18 protein-coding genes, 1 tRNA gene and 1 pseudogene are annotated in these 21,802 nt (G+C 68.8%); 13 read left to right on the top strand and 7 right to left on the bottom strand.

Annotated elements, in window-relative coordinates:
- Positions 1–31: 31 nt before the first annotated feature.
- Positions 32–1,009, top strand: a complete 978-nt coding sequence (gene bagA, locus LJ657_RS16775; protein WP_232649413.1) for an ATPase BagA — start codon at positions 32–34, stop codon at positions 1,007–1,009.
- A gap of 58 nt (positions 1,010–1,067) precedes the next feature.
- Complete coding sequence (gene bagB, locus LJ657_RS16770; protein ID WP_232649412.1) at positions 1,068–2,432, top strand: ATPase BagB; 1,365 nt, start codon at positions 1,068–1,070, stop codon at positions 2,430–2,432.
- Positions 2,433–2,446: 14 nt separating this feature from the next.
- Here bagB and wblA read toward each other — a convergent pair whose 3' ends face one another.
- Complete coding sequence (gene wblA, locus LJ657_RS16765; RefSeq protein WP_232649554.1) at positions 2,447–2,785, bottom strand: transcriptional regulator WblA; 339 nt, start codon at positions 2,783–2,785, stop codon at positions 2,447–2,449.
- Positions 2,786–3,193: 408 nt separating this feature from the next.
- Here wblA and LJ657_RS16760 point away from each other — a divergent pair, with 408 nt between their 5' ends.
- The gene (locus LJ657_RS16760) at positions 3,194–5,452 is read left to right on the top strand and encodes a transglycosylase domain-containing protein (RefSeq protein ID WP_232649411.1); all 2,259 of its coding nucleotides are present in this window, start codon (positions 3,194–3,196) and stop codon (positions 5,450–5,452) included.
- 66 nt (positions 5,453–5,518) lie between these two features.
- Here the strand turns inward: LJ657_RS16760 and LJ657_RS16755 are convergent, their stop codons facing one another.
- Together LJ657_RS16755 and LJ657_RS16750 are read right to left on the bottom strand one after the other, a co-directional pair.
- Complete coding sequence (locus LJ657_RS16755; RefSeq protein WP_232649410.1) at positions 5,519–5,959, bottom strand: hypothetical protein; 441 nt, start codon at positions 5,957–5,959, stop codon at positions 5,519–5,521.
- 200 nt (positions 5,960–6,159) lie between these two features.
- Complete coding sequence (locus LJ657_RS16750) at positions 6,160–6,627, bottom strand: GatB/YqeY domain-containing protein (protein ID WP_232649409.1); 468 nt, start codon at positions 6,625–6,627, stop codon at positions 6,160–6,162.
- Positions 6,628–6,745: 118 nt separating this feature from the next.
- Here LJ657_RS16750 and LJ657_RS16745 point away from each other — a divergent pair, with 118 nt between their 5' ends.
- The 4 genes from LJ657_RS16745 to LJ657_RS16730 all read left to right on the top strand — a co-directional run bounded on the left by LJ657_RS16745 (position 6,746) and on the right by LJ657_RS16730 (position 10,507).
- Positions 6,746–7,672 carry a metallophosphoesterase gene (locus LJ657_RS16745; RefSeq protein ID WP_232649408.1) on the top strand — a complete coding sequence of 309 codons (927 nt, stop codon included), beginning with the start codon at positions 6,746–6,748 and terminating at the stop codon, positions 7,670–7,672.
- Between the two features lie 54 nt (positions 7,673–7,726).
- Positions 7,727–8,509 carry a Pr6Pr family membrane protein gene (locus LJ657_RS16740; protein WP_232649407.1) on the top strand — a complete coding sequence of 261 codons (783 nt, stop codon included), beginning with the start codon at positions 7,727–7,729 and terminating at the stop codon, positions 8,507–8,509.
- Positions 8,510–8,551: 42 nt separating this feature from the next.
- Positions 8,552–8,625 (top strand) — tRNA-Pro (locus LJ657_RS16735).
- 607 nt (positions 8,626–9,232) lie between these two features.
- Entirely contained in the window at positions 9,233–10,507 is a 1,275-nt protein-coding gene (locus LJ657_RS16730; protein ID WP_232649406.1) for a hypothetical protein, read from the top strand.
- Here LJ657_RS16730 and LJ657_RS16725 read toward each other — a convergent pair.
- On the bottom strand, positions 10,437–11,279 hold the full coding sequence (locus LJ657_RS16725; protein ID WP_232649405.1) for a PE-PGRS family protein: 843 nt from the start codon (positions 11,277–11,279) through the stop codon (positions 10,437–10,439). The genes LJ657_RS16730 and LJ657_RS16725 overlap by 71 nt on opposite strands.
- Positions 11,280–11,938: 659 nt before the next feature.
- On the opposite strand from LJ657_RS16725, the gene LJ657_RS16720 reads away from it, so the two are divergent.
- Complete coding sequence (locus tag LJ657_RS16720) at positions 11,939–13,363, top strand: SNIPE associated domain-containing protein (RefSeq protein ID WP_232649404.1); 1,425 nt, start codon at positions 11,939–11,941, stop codon at positions 13,361–13,363.
- A gap of 31 nt (positions 13,364–13,394) precedes the next feature.
- A pseudogene (locus tag LJ657_RS16715) lies at positions 13,395–14,272 on the top strand (phosphorothioated DNA-binding restriction endonuclease).
- 823 nt (positions 14,273–15,095) lie between these two features.
- Here the strand turns inward: LJ657_RS16715 and LJ657_RS16710 are convergent.
- From LJ657_RS16710 to LJ657_RS16700, 3 genes are all read right to left on the bottom strand, one after another.
- On the bottom strand, positions 15,096–16,613 hold the full coding sequence (locus tag LJ657_RS16710) for a LacI family DNA-binding transcriptional regulator (RefSeq protein WP_232649403.1): 1,518 nt from the start codon (positions 16,611–16,613) through the stop codon (positions 15,096–15,098).
- A gap of 32 nt (positions 16,614–16,645) precedes the next feature.
- Entirely contained in the window at positions 16,646–17,020 is a 375-nt protein-coding gene (locus LJ657_RS16705) for a helix-turn-helix domain-containing protein (RefSeq protein ID WP_232649402.1), read from the bottom strand.
- 131 nt (positions 17,021–17,151) lie between these two features.
- Positions 17,152–17,667 (bottom strand): helix-turn-helix domain-containing protein, encoded by a 516-nt coding sequence (locus LJ657_RS16700; RefSeq protein WP_232649401.1) that lies wholly within the window; start codon positions 17,665–17,667, stop codon positions 17,152–17,154.
- 382 nt (positions 17,668–18,049) lie between these two features.
- Here LJ657_RS16700 and LJ657_RS16695 point away from each other — a divergent pair, with 382 nt between their 5' ends.
- The 4 genes from LJ657_RS16695 (at position 18,050) to LJ657_RS16680 (ending at position 21,772) form a co-directional block, all read left to right on the top strand.
- Entirely contained in the window at positions 18,050–18,970 is a 921-nt protein-coding gene (locus tag LJ657_RS16695) for a hypothetical protein (protein WP_232649400.1), read from the top strand.
- A complete protein-coding gene (locus tag LJ657_RS16690; protein WP_232649399.1) occupies positions 18,967–19,683 on the top strand; it encodes an ATP-binding protein in 717 nt (238 codons plus the stop codon). Before LJ657_RS16695 ends, LJ657_RS16690 begins: the two co-directional genes overlap by 4 nt.
- 275 nt (positions 19,684–19,958) lie before the next feature.
- Positions 19,959–21,275, top strand: coding sequence for a hypothetical protein (locus LJ657_RS16685; RefSeq protein WP_232649398.1), 1,317 nt, complete (start codon positions 19,959–19,961; stop codon positions 21,273–21,275).
- 50 nt (positions 21,276–21,325) lie between these two features.
- Positions 21,326–21,772, top strand: a complete 447-nt coding sequence (locus LJ657_RS16680) for a hypothetical protein (protein WP_232649397.1) — start codon at positions 21,326–21,328, stop codon at positions 21,770–21,772.
- The last annotated feature ends 30 nt before the right edge of the window (positions 21,773–21,802 follow it).

The raw sequence follows: 21,802 nt of genomic DNA, 5'->3' as shown, positions 1-21,802 counted from the left end.
GTTGGCACACAGACTGGTTAGGCTCGAAGACGTGAGCAGGCTCCAGGTCGTCAGCGGCAAGGGCGGGACCGGAAAGACGACGGTCGCCGCCGCCCTCGCGCTGGCCCTCGCGACCGAGGGGAAGCGGACGCTTCTCGTCGAGGTCGAGGGCCGCCAGGGCATCGCGCAGCTCTTCGAGACGGAAGCGCTGCCTTATGAGGAGCGGAAGATCGCCGTCGCTCCAGGGGGCGGGGAGGTGTACGCCCTCGCCATCGACCCCGAACTGGCCCTTCTGGACTACCTCCAGATGTTCTACAAGCTCGGGGGCGCCGGCAGAGCGCTGAAGAAGCTCGGCGCGATCGACTTCGCCACCACCATCGCGCCGGGTCTCAGGGACGTGCTCCTGACCGGCAAGGCGTGCGAGGCGGTACGGCGCAAGGACAAGGCCGGGAGGTTCGCGTACGACTACGTCGTCATGGACGCGCCGCCCACCGGCCGCATCACCCGCTTCCTGAACGTGAACGACGAGGTGGCGGGCCTCGCCAAGATCGGCCCGATACACAATCAGGCGCAGGCCGTGATGCGGGTGCTGAAGTCGCCGGAGACGGCCGTGCACCTGGTGACCCTGCTGGAGGAGATGCCCGTCCAGGAGACCGCGGACGGGATCGCCGAACTGCGCGCCGCGAAGCTGCCGGTGGGGCGGATCATCGTGAACATGGTGCGGCCCGAGGTGTTGGACGCGGAGGATCTGGAACTCGTACGCGGCGTGCCGCGTTCTTCTGTTGCCAGGTCACTGTCGGCGGCGGGACTCGGCGGTGCGCGCCGCGGCGGGAACGCGGAGAAGCTGGTGGCCCCGCTGCTGCAGCAGGCCGAGGAGTACGCCGAGCGGTACGCGCTGGAGCACGAACAGCGGGCGGTGCTGGCCGAGCAGGGCCTGCCGCTGCACGAACTGCCGCTGCACGCCGAGGGCATGGATCTGGCGGGGCTGTACGAGCTGGCCACCGAGCTGCGGGAGCAGGGCCTGTCATGAGCCGGGGCACGCGGAGCACGAGTCGTCAGCAGCACAAGCAGCAGAAGCAGGGGATGTCATGAGTCCGGAGCCGGCCCACGCACAGGACACCGCCCGCCGCCTCTCCCCCGCGCGCGTGCTCGGCGTCGACCCGCTGCTCGACGACCCGGCGACACGGATCGTGGTGTGCTGCGGCTCGGGCGGAGTGGGAAAGACCACGACCGCGGCCGCCCTCGGCCTCAGGGCCGCCGAGCGCGGGCGCAAGGTGGTCGTGCTGACCATCGACCCGGCGCGCCGGCTCGCCCAGTCCATGGGCATCGACTCGCTCGACAACACCCCGCGCCGGGTGAAGGGCGTCGACGGCGACGGCGAACTGCACGCCATGATGCTCGACATGAAGCGCACCTTCGACGAGATCGTCGAGGCGCACGCGGACGGCGAGCGGGCCGCCGCCATCCTGAACAACCCCTTCTACCAGTCGCTCTCCGCGGGCTTCGCCGGCACGCAGGAGTACATGGCGATGGAGAAGCTCGGGCAGCTGCGCGCGCGGGACGAGTGGGACCTGATCGTCGTCGACACCCCGCCGTCCCGCTCGGCGCTGGACTTCCTGGACGCGCCCAAGCGGCTCGGCTCGTTCCTGGACGGCCGGCTGATCCGGCTGCTCACCGCCCCGGCCAAGCTCGGCGGGCGGGCGGGCATGAAGTTCCTGAACGTCGGGATGTCGATGATGACCGGCACGCTCGGCAAGCTGCTGGGCGGTCAGCTCCTCAAGGACGTCCAGACGTTCGTCGCCGCGATGGACACCACCTTCGGCGGGTTCCGCACGCGCGCGGATGCGACGTACCGGCTGCTCCAGGCACCCGGGACGGCGTTCCTCGTGGTGGCGGCCCCGGAGCGGGACGCGCTGCGCGAGGCCGCGTACTTCGTGCAGCGCCTGGCCGCCGAGGACATGCCGCTCGCCGGTCTGGTCCTCAACCGGGTCCACGGCAGCGGCGCCGCCCGGCTGTCGGCCGAGCGTGCGCTCGCCGCCGCGGAAAATCTTGTGGAGCCCCGCATTGTGGATCAGGACGGCGGGAAAGCTGGACTTCGTAACTCTCCCGACACGTACGGCAGTTCAGACTCCCCCGCTCCCGAATCCCCTGCCGGCGAGTCCTCCGGGCCTCCCGCGTCCGGGACCGGCTCCCCCGGTCCGGATCAGGAGGACGAGGGCGCCCAGGGCGTCGAGCAGCTCACCGCGGGCCTGCTGAGGTTGCACGCCGAACGTATGCAGCTGCTCTCCCGCGAGCAGCGCACCCGTGACCGCTTCACCGCGCTCCACCCCGAGGTGGCGGTGGCCGAAGTGGCCGCGCTGCCCGGCGATGTACACGACCTCGCGGGGCTCAGGGACATCGGGGACCGGCTCGCGGCCAACCGGCCGGAGCTGCCCGAGGCTGCCGTCGACTGAGCCGAGGGGTGCCCTCAGCTCACCGCCGCGTAGTTCTCGTACATCTCGTCGTCGTCGAGCGGCAGGATCCCCACGCCGCGTTCGTACTCCACACGAGCCGTCTCAAGAAGCCGGCGCCAGGAGGTGACGGTGGGTCGCCTGCGCAGCAGTGCGCGGCGCTCCCGCTCCGTCATGCCTCCCCACACGCCGAACTCGACGCGGTTGTCGAGCGCGTCAGCCAGGCATTCGGTGCGTACCGGACATCCGGTGCACACCGCCTTGGCCCTGTTCTGCGCTGCTCCCTGAACGAACAGTTCATCCGGATCGGTAGTGCGGCAGGCGGCCTGCGCACTCCAGTCGGTTACCCAGCCCATACCGGCGCCGTCCTCTCCCGAATCGAGGCTCCCCCACGGCGGCAGCGGCATATTCACCGCCGCCAGTTGAGGACGTTACGGAAGGTGGGCACAGCGCAACACCCCCTTCGGGCCCAATCTTGAATGGCCCGAACGGACTATGCGTAAGCGGCAGATCACCCGGGGGAGTGAGCTGGTGATATACGGGACTTTCCCGGCAAACCAGGACAGTTCAGTTGAGTCACAACGGGCGCCAGGTGACACACAAGGCGGATTCGGACACGCCCCCATCAAAAAAGTTGGGGAACCTCCGGAACGATTCGGGATCGCCGGACGTATTGATACGTGGCCCTACTGCTGTGACAGTTGAGAGCAGCTTAGGCCAAGGCATATACGCGTGTCCGGCGAATGAGAACGTAGGCTGCCCTCATGCCAAAGAAGCGCTCGGGCGGTGGCCTGTCCCCAACGCAGCAGGCCGCCAAGTTCCTCGGTGTCAGCGTGCTCGCGGGAGCCGTCCTGGCCGGTATCGCGCTGCCTGCCGTCGGCGCGCTCGGACTTGCGGCCAAGGGCTCGGTGGAGAGTTTCGACGAACTGCCCGCCAACCTCAAGACGCCACCCCTGAGCCAGCGCACCACGATCCTGGACGCCGACGGCGGCCAGATCGCAACGGTCTACTCGCGCGACCGCACGGTGGTCCCCCTCAAGGACATGTCGCCGTACATACAGAAGGCGATCGTCGCGATCGAGGACTCGCGCTTCTACCAGCACGGCGCCATCGACCTGAAGGGCGTCCTGCGCGCCCTCAACAAGAACGCGCAGAGCGGCGGGGTGTCCCAGGGCGCCTCCACGCTCACCCAGCAGCTCGTGAAGAACGTCGCGATCGAGGAGGCCGGCGACGACCCGACGAAGGTCGCGCAGGCCACGCAGCAGACCCTCGGCCGCAAGATCAAGGAGCTGAAGTACGCGATCCAGATCGAGGAAGAGCTCGGCAAGAAGAAGATCCTCGAGAACTACCTGAACATCACGTTCTTCGGCGAGCAGGCCTACGGCGTCGAGGCCGCGTCCCAGCGCTACTTCTCCAAGCACGCCAAGGACCTGAACGTCCAGGAGTCGGCGCTCCTCGCGGGCATCGTCCAGTCGCCCAGCCGGTACGACCCGGTCAACGACTCCACGGAGGCCACCAGGCGCCGTAACGTCGTCCTGCAGCGCATGGCCGACATGGGCGACATCTCGCAGGCGGAGGCCGACAAGGCCAAGAAGACGCCGCTGGGCCTCAACCCGAGCCAGCCCAAGAACGGCTGCATCACCGCGGTCAAGGGCGCCGGCTTCTTCTGCGACTACGTGCGCGAGGTGTTCCTCACCAACCCGATGTTCGGCAAGACCAAGGAAGCCCGGGCGAAGGTCTGGAACCAGGGCGGCCTGACGATCCGTACGACGCTCGACCCGCAGTCGCAGTCCTCGGTCGAGGCGTCCATCAAGGACCACGTCTACAAGACCGACGACGTGGCCACCGCGGCCACCATCGTCGAGCCCGGCACCGGCAAGATCCTCGCCATGGGCCAGTCCCGCCCGTACGGCTTCGGCAAGCACGAGACGCAGATCGACCTGTCCGTGAACCAGTCCATGGGCGGCGGCGCGGGCTACCAGCCCGGTTCGACGTTCAAGCCGATCGTGGCCGCGGCCGCCATAGAGGGCGGCACACCGGCGACGAAGTCGTACTCCTCGCCGTACGAGATGGACTACCCGGCCCCGGTCTCGGCCTGTGACGGCAAGACCTGGGACGAGAAGGGCGTCAAGCTCACGAACGAGAACGAGTCGGAGCACGGCCCGTACTCGATGAAGGAGGCGACCGCCAAGTCGGTCAACACCTACTACGTGCAGCTGATCAGCGACATCGGGATCTGCCCGGTGACGACGATGGCGCAGAAGATGGGCGTCGAGCGGGCCGACGGCAAGAAGATCCAGCAGGCCCCGTCCATCGCCCTCGGCACCCAGGAGATGTCCCCGCTGACGATGGCGAACGCGTACGCCACCTTCGCCTCGCGCGGCATGTACTGCACGCCGGTCGCCATCGAGTCGATCACCCAGACCGTGGGCAGCCAGAAGAAGTCGCTCGCGGTGCCGAAGTCGACCTGCACGCGCGCGATGTCGCAGAAGACCGCCGACACCGTGACCACCCTCCTCAAGGGCGTGGTCGAGGACGGCACGGGCAAGGAGGCGGGCCTCGACAACCGCCCGAGCGCCGGCAAGACCGGCACCACGGACAACCGCTACGCGGCCTGGTTCGTCGGCTTCACCCCGAACATGGCGGGCGCGGTCTGGGTCGGCGACCCGACGCACAAGCGCCAGATGAAGCAGATCACCATCGGCGGCGTCTACCACGACCTCGTCTACGGCGCCGACACCCCGGGCCCGATCTGGAAGGACGCCATGACAGGCGCTCTGGACGGCAAGCCCGTCGAGTCCTTCCACCTCGTCGACATCCCCGACGGCAACAAGGGCAAGGGCAACGACGACGGCCACAACGGTGACAAGGGCGGCGGCAACGCCAACGGCGGCCTCATCGGCGGCCTGACCACCGGCGGCACGGACGGCGGGACCACCTTCCCGACGCCCACCTTCTCCCTCCCGGGGAACCTGTTCCAGGGCACGAGCAACGGAAACGGAAACGGGGGGCGGCGCGGCTGACGCCGCGATCCGGAAACGGCCGACGGCCCCTGTCCCACCGGCTCGGCGGGACAGGGGCCCTGCGGTTCAGCCGCAGTGGTCCCAGCTGCTGGAGTCGTATGCGACGGTCCGGTCGTTGTAGATGATCGACCCCTCCCATCGCACGCACTTCCCGGCGGCGGCGACCTTCACCGGACCCGCGTAGTACGCGTAGGTCCCGTTGTCGATGTCGCTGCGCTCCGGGCTGGTACCGGCCATGAGCTTGATGCTCATGGAGGTGTTGAGGCCGTAGAGCGGTCCCCCCGACTTGGTGAAGATCGCACAGTTGTACGTGCCGTCCCAGTAGAGCCGGACCTGTCCGACGTACTGTCCGGCATAGGGGCTGTTGTCGCCCGTGACGTTGTAGGTGTCGATGAGACTCCCCGAGCAACTGCCCGCGGCCTCCGCCGTCCCCGAGAAGGTCAGCGTCGCGCCGACCACGGCCGCCGCGGTGAGGGACGCCTGGATGATGCGCTTGGGTCTGATCACGTTCACCCTCGATTCAAACTGGAGTTCGGATCGCCGCTCGGGGTGAACGTAGCATCGCCTCGATGCCGTCGTCTCTTGAACCGCAGCCGGCAGCTCCGGCCAACCGGCAACACAAGCAACGGAGTTGAGCCACAGGGGGGAACGCGCCGTGGGCGACGGCCCTCGGTGCGGCTCCGCTCGCCTTGCTGGGCCAGGAGTTCTCAGCCGGCCAGCAGCTTCTTCACCACCGCCGCGACCCGGCCGCCCTCGGCCAGGCCCGCGACCTTCGGGTTCACGATCTTCATGACGGCGCCCATGGCCCGCGGCCCCTCGGCACCGGCGGCCCTGGCCTCCCCGACGGCCTGGGCGACGATCTCGTCCAGCTCCTCGTCGCTGAGCTGCCTGGGCAGGTACTCGGCGAGCACCTCGCCCTCCGCCTTCTCCCGCTCGGCGCTCTCGGCCCGACCACCCTGCGCGAAGGCGTCGGCCGCCTCCCGGCGCTTCTTCGCCTCCTTGGTGATCACCTTCAGCACCTCGTCGTCGGAGAGCTCGCGCTTCTCCTTGCCCGCGACCTCCTCCTTGGTGATCGCGGCGAGCGTCAGCCGGAGCGTCGAGGAGCGGAGCTCGTTGCGCTCCTTGATCGCGGCGTTGAGGTCTTCCTGCAGCTTCGACTTGAGCGTGGTGGTCATGGATCTGATTGTCGCAGGTGCGGAACGTCCGACGCCCGTTCATTTAAAGGGCGGTGGGGCTCGGGTCTCCAAGGGCCGCCGGGCTCGACGGGTCTTCCGGGTCTGACACGATGGGTGTATGCGCGCTCGATACGGAGTACCTCTGGGAATCGCGGCGGCCGGTGCCGCCGGTGTGGTGTACGCGGCGGGATTCGAGGTCCGCTCCTTCCGGCTGCGACGGGTCACGGTGCCCGTCCTGCCCGCCGGCATGCGTGCCCTGCGTGTCCTCCAGGTCTCCGACATCCACATGGTCGGCGGCCAGCGCAAGAAGCAGCGATGGCTGCGTTCGCTGGCCGGCCTGCGCCCCGACCTCGTGATCAACACGGGCGACAACCTGTCCGACCCTGAGGGTGTGCCCGAGGTCCTGGACGCCCTCGGCCCGCTGATGGACTTCCCGGGTGCGTACGTCTTCGGCTCCAACGACTACTACGGCCCCAGGCCCCGCAACCCCGCCCGGTACCTGCTGGAGAAGGTCCAAGGCCGGCACGGCCTGAACGGCAACCCTCCGGTCGTCGGCGCGATCCACAACCCGTGGGAGGACCTGCGGGACGGCTTCGACGCGGCGGGCTGGCTGAACCTCACCAACACACGCGGCACCCTGAAGATCGAGGGCGTCACCCTGGAACTGACCGGCCTGGACGACCCGCACATCAAGCGCGACCGCTACACCCGGGTCGCCGGCGGCCCGTCCGCCACCGCCGACTTCTCGATGGGCGTCGTGCACGCCCCGTACCTGCGAGTACTGGACTCCTTCACGGCGGACGACTACCCCCTGGTCCTGGCCGGCCACACCCATGGCGGCCAGCTCTGCATCCCCTTCTACGGCGCTCTGGTCACCAACTGCGACCTGGACCCGGAGCGGGTGAAGGGCCTGTCCAGGCATACGGCGGAGGGCCGTACGTCGTACCTGCACGTCTCGGCAGGCTGCGGCACCAGCCGGTACACACCGGTACGGTTCGCGTGCCCGCCGGAAGCGACACTGCTGACCCTGGTGCCCCGGGCGTAACCCGGTCGCCTCACCCACATCGCCCGACATGCCCCCTTTGCCTAGCTTGGGGGCATGACCGCCCCCATACCCAGGGACATACCGGACCTCCCCGCACTGCCCGGCGGGCCCGTACTGATGCCCTCCCACGTCCCCGCCTCCGCGGTGGTGGCCCCCGTGCACCACCCCCTGGCCGCGGCGTACCGCCTGCTGGTCGCCCTGATGGCGGTGGCCGGCGTGACGATCGACCTGCTCCTCGGCAGCCCGGTCCACGTCCTGAGCTACTTCACGATCCAGAGCAACCTCCTGCTGGCCCTGGTCTTCACGCTCGCAGCCCGCCGCGCCTGGACGGCCCGCCGCCCGCTCCCCTCCGCCCTGACGGGAGCGACCCTGCTGTACATCACCATCTCCGGCCTGGTGTACCACCTGCTCCTGACAGGCGCCCCGACCCCGTTCTCCATGACGGGTACGGCGCCCCCGACCGGCTGGCAGTGGATCAGCAACCAGCTCCTGCACACGGCCGTCCCCGCCGCCGCACTGCTGGACTGGCTTTTCCTGACGGCCCCCGGCCGCCTCCACCTCCGCCAGGCACCGACATGGCTGCTCTACCCCCTGGCATACCTGGCGTTCTCCCTCGGCCGGGGCGAGCTGATCCTCCCCGGCACCCCGGGCCGCTATCTCTACCCGTTCCTGGACGTCGGCCTCCACAGCTACAAGAGCGTCCTCGGCAACGCCCTCCTCCTCGGCCTCGCCTTCTACGGCCTCGCCGTCCTCATGGTCGCCCTCGACCACGCCCGCCCGAACCCCGTCCGCCACCGCGCGAAAACCGGATTTCGTCTCCAGCCACCAGTGGGCTAAAGTAAACGACGTCGCCGCGACAAGCAGGACATGCGACGACATCGGGGTGTAGCGCAGCTTGGCAGCGCGCTTCGTTCGGGACGAAGAGGTCGTGGGTTCAAATCCCGCCACCCCGACAGTGAAATACCAGGTCAGGCCCGGTGCTGAGAGATCAGCGCCGGGCCTGATTTGCGTTGCGGGCCTGTTTTGGGAGCCATTTGGGAGCCAAGTGGGTGTGATCTTCGGGATCCGGCTCCCAGGTCGGCTCCCCCGGGAGTGGCGTTCTGCCTCCTCCCAGCACGGTGTACCGCCTCGTGCCCCCGAATGAGTCAGTGCACGGCTTGTGCCGAAGAGACCTGAGACGGTACGACCATCGCCATGCACCCTTGGTCTCCGTTAAATGACCGGCAGCTCGCACTCCTCACCCGCATCGGGGGCGGAACCGACCCCGTCACGTCGGACAGCCCCGAGCTCGCCGTCACGGCTCGCGCGCTCAGGGACCGGGGCTTGGTGACCATGCCCAGAAAGAAGGGGAGCTGGCAGGCGGAGATCACTGACGCGGGACGCTTCTACCTGGAGCACGGTCACCATCCCGACCGTCCAGGGCCGGCTCCACGCAAGCCTCGCGCGGCGGCGTCCGAAGCCGAGGTGCCAGTTGCCTCTCGTCCTCAGCAGGATGTCGATCCCCCGGCCGAGACGAAGTCCGCCCCGAAGCGTGCCGTGAAACCTCCGCGCCCGTCACCAGTGGCTGTAGGGCCAGCGCTCATCGCGCAGGTCCAGCAAGCCGGACGATTCCTTCGGATCCCGGACCCCAGCAGTGAGGAACGGGCTCGGTATCGCAGAGCCTTCGACGCGGCGCGGCAGTGCGCCCCGGAGGGGTACCACCTGAAGTACAGCGGGCGGGCGAAGGGAGACTTCTTCCTCGGTCTGCTTCGGGTAACTGGTGAAGACGACACCGAATGGAACCGGATCCGCCTGGCACGCAGCCGCGTGATCACCGACGTCGAGGACGTGCTCGCCGCGGTCACCAAGGACTACAGCGCCTTCGAGATCTCCGAAGAGGTCCTGCCGAGGGTGCTCACGCTGATCCGGCTGCTCGCCGAGCAGGCTCTCACGCGGTACGGCGAGATCGCGGTGTCCAAGAAGCGCAGGCAACCGAGGCCACTGCTCACCGTCCACGGCAGGACATACGAGATCAGTTTCCGTGAGCGGCAGAAGCAGGTCCGGTACGTCCCCAAGCAGCCAGGCCGCCGCACCTACGACTGGCAGCGGGTCACCCCCTCCCACAAGTTCGAGCCGTCCGGCGAACTGGAGCTGCTGGTCAGCGAGAACTCGGGCTACAGCTACAACTACGGCTGGAAGAAGGAATGGGCCGACACCGCCAAGAAGCCGTTGGAGGAGCAGATCGGCTCCGTCTTCCGCGCCTTGAAGGCGCGGTCGGAGGAGCAGGAGCGAGCCCGGCTGGAGCGTGAGGCGGAGCAGCAGCGTCTGCGCGAGGAACGGGAGCGGCAGGAGGCGGAGCGCCGGCGCCTGGCCGCGGAACGGGAGGAGCGCGAGCGGCGGGAATGGGAGGCCGCGGTCAGCGCGGCTTCGGTCAAGGCGGTGCATGCGGTTCGGGCCGAGCACTTCGGCACGGCCCTTGAGCAGTGGCAGGCCGCGGGTGAGATCCGGGCCTTCTGTGCCGCTCTGGAAGAAGCCGCGGCAGCATCGCAAGATGCCCTCGAAGCTCAGAGGCTGCGTGAATGGTCGGCTTGGGGGAACACAGAGGCCGATCAGCTCGACCCCACCACAAACGGCAAGGGCCTGGCCGCCCGTGACTTCAACGTGGAGCCGACGAAGAAGCAGCTACGACCGTTCCTCGACGGCTGGCACCCGGACCGGCCGGAGAAGGAGAAACCTCCGGCACAGCCAGCGCCGCCCAAGCCGGAGCCGGACCCGTGGCGCGGTGTCATCGACGCACATCAGGATCAAGGGTGGCGATATGGACGCCAAGGTCGCGCTCAATGGTGGAGGCGATAACACCGTGCCCGCGATCGCGTAGAGCCTTGACCGCCTTCTCGACGAGCTCCCCGAGCCGGATGACCTCGGCGCGCAGGGCGACCAACTCGTCATAACGCTCGGCCTTGTCCTCACCGCACCATGCACGGACGGTCCGCAGAACTGCCGCCTCCGCATCCAACTTGCGATCGTCACGCCGACTGTAGGAGTACCAGGAGGGCTGGGCACGCTCCTGCTCGATGTCCCGCTGTTTGCGGTCCACCTCCGGGAGGATCTCGTCGGCCAGGCGGGTGGCAACGTGGCGGGCGACGCGCTCGGTGACCGGCCAACCAGTAAGGCACATGCCATGGCGGTTTTCGAACACCATGGTCTCGCTACGGAGTTCGGCGGCATCCATGCCGATGAGCGGTGCCGTCTCGTCGAGGCGGCTCAGCTCCAGAACGCCTGCGTCCGCCACCGTTCGGCGGAGGCGCAGCCTGTTCTTCGGGCGGACAAACCCGAGAATCATGCGGGCGGCTTCGAACTCCGTGCTGCCCCGGACGTGGCGAGAGGACTCCACCAGTGCCAACTCCGCCGCGTCGTCCCGGCGGAACGTATCGACATCCGCCCACGGTGCTACGAGAGAGCCGGAACTGACCCACTCCTGCAGGCCGGCGGCATCGCCTTCGAGAAACCGCACGTGGACCCAGCCAGACCTGCCAGGGCCACCCACGCGAACGACCTCCACCTGGCGAACCGCGCCGCCCAGCTCCTTCGGCCTTGCGCGGTAGGCCCAGTGCTCGCCAATCTCCATGTGCCTATTGAGCCAGGTTTGCTGGACCCATCACTGGGCGTTTGCCATAACCACCGACGCCAGCTCCTCATCACCAGGTTGACACCGCCCTGGAAAGCATCGCGCGAGATAGCTTTGCCCCGGCAGCGACCGCAAGAAGGCACAGCAGCACGTCCGGCCATCCGCGCTGTCCCTCGTAGCGTTTCTCACCGGCCGACGCTCCCTCCACGTACAAGACTCAGTGGCTCGTCGACCAGTTCGCTGGTCGGGGACGTCGTCGCGTTCCACGTGGAACGCGCGTCCCTCCTCCAGAGAGAGCCTCACGCAAAGTCACAGCATGGTCACGAGGTGGAATATGCGGGTGATCTGATGGCTGGTCACCAAGAAAATGTCACTCTACGTTTGCCGGGAATATCCGGCGCCCTGGGTGCTGGGGAGCCTCAGGGGCGAGGGGGTGGGGAATGACTACTTACCGTTTCAATCCGCCGCCGGGTTGGCCTGTGCCACCCGCGGGATGGATGCCGCCGCCGGACTGGCGGCCCGACCCCTCGTGGCCCCCGATGCCGGAGGGATGGCAGTTGTGGGTTCCTGAGGCCGACTCCGCCACCGCCGCGCTCGCCGTCGGTCCTGCCACAGGTTCTGCGGTGCTGGCTGTGGCCACTCCCGGGAGCGCGACGGCGATGCCGGCGCCTCGGAAGGGCGGGCTGTTCGGACGGCGTCGTGCGGATGCCGTGTCCGAGGCCGAAGAGCTACGGGCGTGGATCGCGAGGACACAGGGCCTGGATGCCGCGCAGGTTGCGGGCCTCGTACGGCAGGTCGAGACAGAGGCCGCCGCGCTGCGTGAGAAGGCGTCCGCCGAAGCCACCGAGGAGGCCGAGGGGATCCTCAAGGACGCACGCGAGACTGCGAAGGAGATCATCGAGGACGCACGCCGGGCTGCGAAGGAGACCGAGCGAGTACGCAAGGAGGCTGACCGTCACCGCCAGAACATCGTGGAGGCGGAGCGGCGGCTGGCCGAACTGCAGGGCCGGATCGTCAACGCCGACGAGACCGCCATGCTGCAGGAGGCCGGGATCTACGCCTACCGGCACGCGCTGGACGACGCGATCGCCTACCGCAGCCGGCTCGACACGCTGCAGAACGAGATCAAGGCGCTCGCCCGTGCGGGCCGCGCCGTACAGGCGGCTACGGACTGGACGGTCAACGGCTCCAAGCGCGAGGGCCAGAAGATGGTCCGCGACTTCTCCAAGCTCATGCTGCGCGCCTACAACGCCGAAGCCGACTACGCCGTGCGGTCGATGCGGCCGCACCGGCTGAGCTCTCTCGTGGACCGGCTCTTCAAGAGCCGCGAGACGATCGCCAGGCTCGGCGCCACCATGCACATCCGTATCACCGACGAGTACCACAACGCGCGCGTGCGGGAGTTGGAACTCACCGCCGACTTCCTGCAGAAGAAGGACGAGGAGAAGGAGGCCCAGCGCGAGGTGCGCGCCCGGGAGCGTGAGGAGGCGGCGGTCCAGCGGGAACTCGACCGGCAGCGCGAGAAGCTAAACAAGGAACTCGGCCACTATCAGTCGGCACTTGACCGCCTGCGCGAGCGCGGTGACGAGGCGGGCGTGGCGGAGATGCAGGCCAAATTGGCCGAGATCGAGAGCGCACTGCAGGATGTCGAGTCCCGTGCAGCCAACGTCCGCGCCGGTTATGTATACGTCATCTCGAATATCGGTGCCTTCGGCGATCGCATGGTGAAGATCGGCATGACGCGTCGGCTCGAACCCCTGGAACGCGTCTATGAGTTGAGTGGCGCGGCTGTGCCCTTCCGCTTCGACGTGCACGCGCTGATCTTTAGCAAGGACGCGGTCGGCCTGGAGACGGAACTCCACCGGCAGTTCGCCTCGCGTCGGGTCAACCAAGTCAACAGTCGGAAGGAGTTCTTCTATGCCACCCCGGCGGAAGTACGCAACGCGCTGCAACGGTTCGCCGGACAGCATCTGATCGAGTTCACTGAGGAACCCCAGGCGCTGGAATGGCGGGCCGGCAGGCGCTCGGGCGAAGCCGGTGCGCCCGTCGCAGGCGCAGGAGGAGTTGCAGCCCGGACAGCATGATGCACGGCGAAGCATCACTACGATCACCGTCATGGATTGGCTGGAGCGTGCCGCGAAGCTGAGGCAGTGGAGCCGGGACGGGGTGCGGGCGCCGCACAAGCCGTTGCTGCTGCTGTACGCGCTGGGCCGGTTTCAGTCGGATGCCGAGGGCGAGTTGTTCTACAGCGCGGTGGAGACCGATCTGAAGCAACTGCTGACGGAGTACGGTCCGGCGCGCGGGACCACACCCGCCTATCCCTTCCACCATCTGGTCAGCGACGGGGTGTGGGAGGTACGGACCGATCACGGCGTCGGTAGCCCGGGCACCGGGGTGCGGGAACTGCGGGCGAGCCGGGCCGCCGGGCGGCTGGCCCCGGACCTGCGGGTGGCGTTGCGGCTGGACCGCATGGCCAGGGTGCTGCTAGATCTGCACTTCCCGCCGTCGCTGCACCAGGACCTGTGCGACGCGGTGGGCCTGGAACTGGAGCTGGCGCGACGGATGTGCTGGCGGCGCCCGAGCGGCGGCAGCGGGACCGGCGGATGCGGGAGATGGTGCTGACCGCCTACGAGTACCAGTGCGCCTTCTGCAGCTACGACGGCATGATCGGCACGTTGCCGGTCGGGCTGGAGGCCGCGCATGTGCGCTGGTGGGCGTTCGACGGCCCGGACGACGTCGACAACGGGCTGTGCCTGTGCTCGCTGCACCACAAACTCTTCGACAAGGGGGCCCTCGGCCTGGGCGACGGCCACCGCATCCTGGTCTCACAGCACTTCGTCGGCCGTAGCCCCGCCGCCCGCGAGCACGCCACCGCACTCGCCGGCCGTCCGCTCATCGGCCCGCAACCCGGCATCCGTCCCATCGCATCAGCCCACCGCTCCTGGCACACCAGCCAGGTCTTCCACGGCAGCCCACGCCCCACCGCCGCCTGATCCGGTGTCAATGCGGGATTTCAAAGGGCTGGGCGCACCAGGCATCCCTGATCGCTCCTCATGCTGCTTTCAATGCGTTCGGTCGTCGTGGGGCGCGGCTTGCGCAACCGAGTAAAACAGCGCAGTAAGCCGCTGGCCGGGCGATTCGCGCTCGGCGTCGCCTACGGCGCCAGCACCGCTGTCGGTGGACTCGTGATCTGGTGGATCACTTCGTAACACCACGCCGATCGGCAGGAGAATCCCCTCCCTTTGGACTGTGCCCAGAGGGCAACGCGACGGCCTGCCGCAAATTCGCGAGAGCTCGAATCAGCTCGCCGCGCAGTGCAGTCTCCTCCCTGTCCCTGGGGGCGCCGCCGGACACGACCAGTGGACTTGCGCGGCTAACTCCCAGCCGGTCCAAGGTCTGTTCACCCATTCACCGCGTGCTGTCGCACGCACAAGAACAAGGATTTGACATGCCCACCTCATTTGATTCCTCGGATAGCTCGCAGGCGCACGACGTGCCGTCGAGCGAGCCACGTACGCCGGAGCACACTCCTGCGGAAGGTTCACGCGCAGAGATCGCTCATGCCTGGGCCACGCTTGCTCTGTCTGCGCTGTTCTGCGCCGCCGGTACGGCGCTCTGCCTGAACGGCCACGGAGATGCCGGAAGCGCCCTCATTGGAGCAGGGCTCTCGGCAAGGCGTAGCAACTCCCGGAGGTAGCGCAGGTTCGCAGAGCCCCTGCCACTGGACTCATGCCGTCCGGCGGCAGGGGCGGGCTTCGTGCAGAGGCGCACCATCAGCCTGCGGTATCGGCCCGGACCTACGACTCCTCCGAGGAGCTATTGGCGGGTGGCTGCGCGTGCATGCAAGAGATCATTGAGCACGCGCACCGGCGACGTCGGGCACATAGCCCGTCGGGCGTCGAGCGCCGTCTCCCACTGCTCGGTCAGCCCGGCCACGAGGCGCTTGCGCATGCCAGGAGTGACGTGGGCGTAGCGTGCGGAGACTGAACCGTCGATGTGGCCCATGCGTTCGTCCATGAGGACCTTCTCGGTACCCAGGTCCTCCATGGCGGTCCGGTGGGTATGGCGCAGGCCGTGGGGCGTGAGGCCCTTGGCTATCGGAACCCAGCAGACGTCGGCCCGGTCGTTCGCGCCACGCCCTCGGGCCGGGACGCCGGGCCACGGTTCGCCGAGTACCGGTACGGGGCGGGCTTCCTGCGGTGCCTTCTTCGGGTACCAGCCGGAGACTGCCGGGGTGAACAGCCAGGTCGCGAAGCCGTTTCGACGCCAGTGGGCGGCGTTCTCCGAGACCGCGCCGCCTCGCACGAACCCCAGGTCCGCCATGGCCTGCTCCACCCGGGCCCGCTTGGCTTCCGTGACGCGGTCGGGGTGGTTGAGGACATTGGACACCGTGCCCGTGGAGACTTCGGCGCGGCGTGCGACGTCGACGAGCTTCGCGCCCTGGTGTCCTCCGGTGCGAGCAGCGCCCTGGCCCTTGAAGACGTAGGTCTTGCCGTGGCACGGGCAAGGTGTCGGCTTTGTGCGGGCTACGTGGTTTGCCACGAGCGCGGACAGCCAGTCCGCCGAATCGATGGTGCGGTAGCTGTCGTCCTTCGGCGGGCAGCGCACGAACTCCCCGGTGTCGAGTTCGTACAACTGCCACTCGACGCGGACAGAGACGGAGCGTACGAACTCCGTCTCCAACCCGACGATTTCACCCCAGCGCATGCCGGTGTAGCCCTTGAGGACGACGGCGACAAACTCGTCGTCTCGGCCAGAGAGCAAGGCGGCACGCTCGGCGGTGAGCAGGATGCCGAGGGCGTCGGTGATGGCCTTCTCCGGGCCACGGTCGCGGGAGCGGCCGGCGCGCTTGCCGCGCCCGCGCCGCCTGGCCGCCGGGTTGGACGTGATGAGCCCCTCGTCGATCGCGTCCTCGAAGATCAGGTGGAGCGTGGAGCGCCAGGTCTTGACGCTGGAGGCCGCATACTTGGCACGCTCCTTCTTCTCCCACAGTTCGACGTCCGTACGCAGGATGCCCACGAGCGCCTTGTCCTCGAACTCGGGGAGCAGATGCTCCTCGATGTGGCGCTTGTAGTTCTGCATCGTCGAGGCAGCCAGGTCCTGGGTGGCGTACCAGCGGTTTGCGTACTCGCCGAAGGTCTCCTGGCCGCGCGCAGGGTCGCGCCAGTCGCCGCGCCGATACTTGTTCTCGGCCTCGCTCGCGGCACGCTGGGCCTCGCCCTTGGTCGCGAACTTGATCGGCTTGCCGTCCTCAGCGACGACGGTGAGGTGCTTGCCGGGCGCGATCTTGTAACGGCCGCGCCAGTAGTTTCCGCGCTTCTCGCCGAATCCCAAGTGCCCCTCCCTTTCTTCTCTTCGTCGTCGTGCTAGGCGGCGGTCCCGAACTGGCCCTGACGGGCTCGGCGCGGTGGCCGGGCGCGCAGCTGAGCCGTGGCAACGGCAGGCGACGGAGAAGGCCGCGGAACGGGTGACTTGCGGGCAGGCTCACTTGCCGATGGCTGCTGCGCGAGGGCAGGACGGGCCTCGTGCATGCGGATGATCTCCGCGAGGTGTTCGCCGGTGAAGCGGTAGGCGCGGCCGACACGCGTGAAGGGGATGAGCCGGCGACGGGCGCGGTCCTTGACCCACCAGGCGGAGCAGCCGAGGACGGCGGCGACTTCCTCGGGGACGTACAGGCGCGGCAGGACGGCCCCGGTGTGCGGCGTCAGTTCGGAGGCAGGGGGTATTGCGGGTTGGCGCAAGGAGTGAGTCCTCTTCGGGTTGTGGCAGGCGTGGGCGCGGCAACACCGGCCTGCCGGTCGATCGCTAGGGATGAGGGTGAGATGCCCGTGCTGGGGGTTTGCGTGCCCAGGACGGGGGTGGGAGCCGGAGGCTATGCCTCGGTGGCGGAGTTGGTGTCGCCGTGCTCGCCGGGCGGGGGCCCGTATGCCTTCATGAGGTGCTTGTTGGCTTCCTCCGCGATGGCGTTGGAGACCATGACGTCGGCCTCGTCACGAATGTCGGGGTGCTCGGCGAGGTAGGCGTCGAGGGCGTCGCGCGCCTCGGTGAAAGCCGTGTTGGCGCGCTGGGTGGCACGGAACGCGTCCACGACCTCGTCGATGAGTTCCATGGCGCGGGCCTTGGCCGCCAGCTGAGGCGGCCCGACGAGGTTGCGCAGGTCGATGCCGAAGACCTCGGCGAAGCCGATGGCGTCGTCGAGGTTGATGCGGCGCTTCCCGTTTTCGATCCGCCAGACCGCGGACGGGTTCATCTCGAAGCCGGCCTCGTTGAGCCGGTCGGACAGCGCGTTGGTGCTCCAGCCGCGAGCCTCGCGCTCCACCCTGATGCGGGTCGCGACGTTCGCCTCGCCGCTGAGCAGGACGCCCTCGGCCGGTTCTTCCTCCGCCACCGCTCCCCTTCCGTTCGTAGCGATGCACTGCGGTTTGCAGCACAGCGTAAACAGTAGCATCCTTACTGCGAGATGCAAAACACTTCTGCGATCTGCAATTCATGTGGCATAGTGGTGGTACCCACCTCACACCCACAGGAGCCTGCGCGACCGGACGTCACATGAAAGAAGCCCCCGGCGATGCCGGGGGCCCAAGCGCAAACCTCTCAACCGCCATCCCTAGCGATCGACCCGCGGAGTCCGGGATTGCCGTCCCATATGGCCCGCGAGCAGAGGAGCTGATGCTCAGTATGGCCGATGCCCACCTGATAACGCCATCCCCGCACGTCACCGTCCATCCAACCCCCGCCGCGCTGTCGGCGGCGAAGGCGGGGCGATAGACATGGCACGGATACGCACCATCAAGCCGGAAGCCTTCATCTCCGAGTCGCTGGCCGAGGTCTCGATCTCCGCGGAGCGGACCTTCTTCGGGCTCCTCACCCAGGCCGACGACCACGGCCGCTGCCGCGACCAGGCCGCCGTCATCGCCGGTGCCTTGTGGGCACTGCGCCCCGAGCACGGCCCGCTCGCGGTCGAGGACGACCTCACCCAGCTCGCTGGGGCCGGGCTGGTCTGCCGCTACGAGGGCGACGACAGCAAGAGCTACCTGCACATCGTCACCTGGGCCAAGCACCAGAAGATCAACCGGCCCAGCGGCAGCCGCTTCCCGGCCTGCCCGCATCACGAGGGCGGGCGACTCGCGCAGTCGGCCATGAGCTCTCACGGAGGACTCGCGGAGCCTTCGGTGAGCCCTCACGGAGACCTCACAGAAGACTCGCGCACCCTGCAGGAGCGCTCGGTGAAGAACAACGAAACCGCAGCTCAGGAGCGTTTCGGTGAGACATCGCGGAGGATTCCGGGAGGGCTCACGGAGGACTCGGTGAACCCTCACCGTCCGGATCTAGGACCTAGGATCCTGGATCTAGGATCACCTCCGGTGGGGGACGCGAGCGCCCGCGCACCCGAGACCGCCTCGGCAAAGACGCTCATCGCCGAATACGCCGCCGCATGCGCCAACCGGCCTCCCGCCGGCTTCCTCGCCCATCTCGGCAAGGAGACCGCCAAGCTGCTCGCCGAGGGCATCGACGCGGCGTACGTGCGTGCCGGTCTCGATCGGCTGCACGCCAAGGGCCTGCACCCCAGCGTGCTGCCGACCCTGGTCAACGAGGCCATGAACCCGCCCACGCCGAGTGGCACGCCCACAGGGCACCGGGCATGGACCAACCCGGTCGACGCGCAGGCCGCGTACGGGGGTGAGCTGTGACCACGGCGACCGCTGCCCGCGAGCCCCGCCAGTTCGGCGGCGCCGTGGCCAAGCTGGACGCGATCCTCGCCGCCCGCGACATCGACCCCACCACCGTGGTCGACGCCGCGCCGTCGCCGGAACCGGTGACCGCACTGGAGCTGGCCGCCGCCCGCATCCCGCGCCGCTACCGCGGCGCCCTGGCCACCCACGCCGACGTATCGGCCTGGGTCGAGGAGATCGCGGCTGCCGGACGACCGGGGCCGGGCGGCGCACCGGGCATCGCCTACGGTCCCTCGCTGCTGATCGCGGGCCCGACCGGCACCGGCAAGACCTACCAGGCATACGGCGCCATTCGCTCGCTGCTCGGCGCCGGGGTCCGGCTGCGCTGGGAGGCCATCACCACCGCCGAACTGCACGCCACCCTGCGCCCCCGCCAAGGCCACGACGGCGAACGGCGCTTCCAGGAACTGGCCCGCAGCCCGCTGCTGCTCCTCGACGACCTCGGCGCCGCCAAGACATCGGAGTGGACCGAGGAACTGACCTACCGGCTCATCGACCACCGGTACGTCCACGAGCTGCCCACGCTCATCACCACCAATCTCCCCATCGCCGACCTGCGCACCGCCGTCGGCGACCGCGTCGCCTCCCGCCTCGCCGAGATGACCCGCCGCGTCATCCTCGACGGCCCCGACCGAAGGCGCAGCACGGCCACCGGCCAGGACGGGTACTAACAGGCCGTTGCGGCCCGGCGCCACCTGCCCCGCCTCGTCGACAGCACCTGGCCGCCCAGGGCCGACGACACCGCCGGAGGAACAGGGGGACGGCCCGGCAACAGGCCCGCGGCTACGCCTCCACCCTCCGTCTCACCGCCGTCCGCTAAGCCCTCGCGTCCCGCGCGAAGCGTTCACGCGACCGTACGCGCGCACCCTGCGCCCGCACGGTGCAGGGAACCGCTCACAGCGCCGTCACCCCTCAAGCCCCACTTCCCTGCCCTGGAGCCCGCCCCTTGCACTCCCCTGCCCCGATAGCCCAAACCGCCCAGAGCGTCAGCATCCCGCTCCTCCCGGGCTGGGCCACCTCACCCGCGCTGACAGCGGTGCTGGTCGCGCTGCTGGTGCCGCTCGCCCTGTTCGCCGCGTGGACGGCTCACCGGCAGCGCCGCCAGCCGCCCGCACGCAGCCGGTGGCGCTCAACCGTCGCCGTGCGGGTTGCTGCCATGGCCGCGATCGGCTGTACCGCTTACAGCGCGGACACCAGTTGGCGGTTCGCCGCCGACTACCTGGACATAGTCAGCACCGTCGAGCGCGCCTTCATGTTCGCCACCGCGGAACTGGCCTTGTTCGCAATGGCCTTGATGGCGCGCCAGAACCTGAAGGGTCCCAGGCAGGCGCCGGGGCCGCCCGGCGTCCTGGTATGGGTGATCACCGGCGGCCAGATCATCCCCGCCTACGCCGAGTCCGGTCCCGTCGGCGGCACGATCCGCGCCCTGATCGGCCCGGTCATGGCCGCAGTCCTCTGGCACCTGGCCATGGGAATCGAGCTACGCCACCACACCCCCGAGGCCGCCTCCCGCAGCCTGCTCGCGATCCTCGGCCGACAAGCACGCGAACGACTCCTGGCGCGCCTGGGCATCCATGACCAGGATGCCGATGCCGCACGGCTCATCCGCGAGCGCGCCCTGAGCCGGGCCGTCATGTTGATTCTCCGCATCGAAGCGATGCCCGAGAAGAAGCGCAACAAGGGGCGTGGCCGACGTGTGACTCGGCGCCTGCACGAAGCGCTGGAGAGGGCCGACGTCGACGGTGATCTCCGCCAGGACGAGCTGCTGCTGCGGAAGCTCGGGACCCGGCAGCAGGCCACCCGGTTGGCCTCGCTCCCGCTGCCCGCGCGGTGGGAGACGCCCGGATACCGAGTCAGCCAGCCCCGCGCTGGCGCGGCGAAGCGGGCAAGGCCCGAGCGCCCCGAGGCCGTACCGAATCCGGGCGACGAAGCCGGACACCGGTCGGACCGCCCGGAATCCGTCATCCGCCGTCAATCCGCTACTGATGCAGGCGCGGAGGTGAGTACGGGCACAGACACGGGTTCCGATCCGGGCGAGAAGCCGGAGCCGAAGCGCCCGGGTCGCAAGCCCGACCTGCCACGGGATGCCCTCATCGCGTACGCGGAGCGCATCTACCGCGAGACGGGCCGCCTCTCGCGTGACTCCCTCAGGGCAGCCGTCCGTGCCGACGGCCACCAGGTCGGCACCGACGTCGCCCAGAGCGTCGTCAACGCGGTCAAGGCCGAGCACCAGGACTCCGCCCGTACCGGCCACCCGCACTGACCCCTCTCCCCCGCACCTCTAACCACCCACCGCTGAAAGGCCCGCCTGCCATGCCCCGCTCAACCACGCCCGCCTGGGATTGCCACAACTGGTCCTGCCCCATCTGCACCGCGCCTGAGCGCGACGAGATGACCCTGCTGCGCTGCGCCATCCTCACTCTGCTGAAACACGGACGATGGATGGCCCAGGACGAGATCTCCCTTCCCGACATCCTCTCTGCCGGCGGCGACTACCTGCGCCGACTCAGGATCGGCCCCCTGGGCCAGATCAATGACGACACCCCGGTGCCGGCCACCGAGCATTGGGCCTGGCTCGAAGCCGAGCTGCGCCTGGTAGTCGCCCGCGCCGCCGGACTGGATGCCGTCAGCACCCTCGACCCGCGCATCGACGACGTCCTGGCCTCCGCCGCTCGCCTCCCGGAGCGGCGCCTGGTGCATCTGCTCGACCTCGCTGCCGAGCAGTTCGCCGAGCTCAACACGCAACCGCGCGCCGCCTGAACCCGCCACCCCCGCACCCCCGACACAAGG

The organism is Streptomyces guryensis (genome assembly GCF_021261325.1).
Lineage (GTDB): Bacteria > Actinomycetota > Actinomycetes > Streptomycetales > Streptomycetaceae > Streptomyces > Streptomyces guryensis.
Note: the sequence above shows the minus strand (reverse complement) of the source record. Positions and strands in the feature narration are given on the sequence as shown.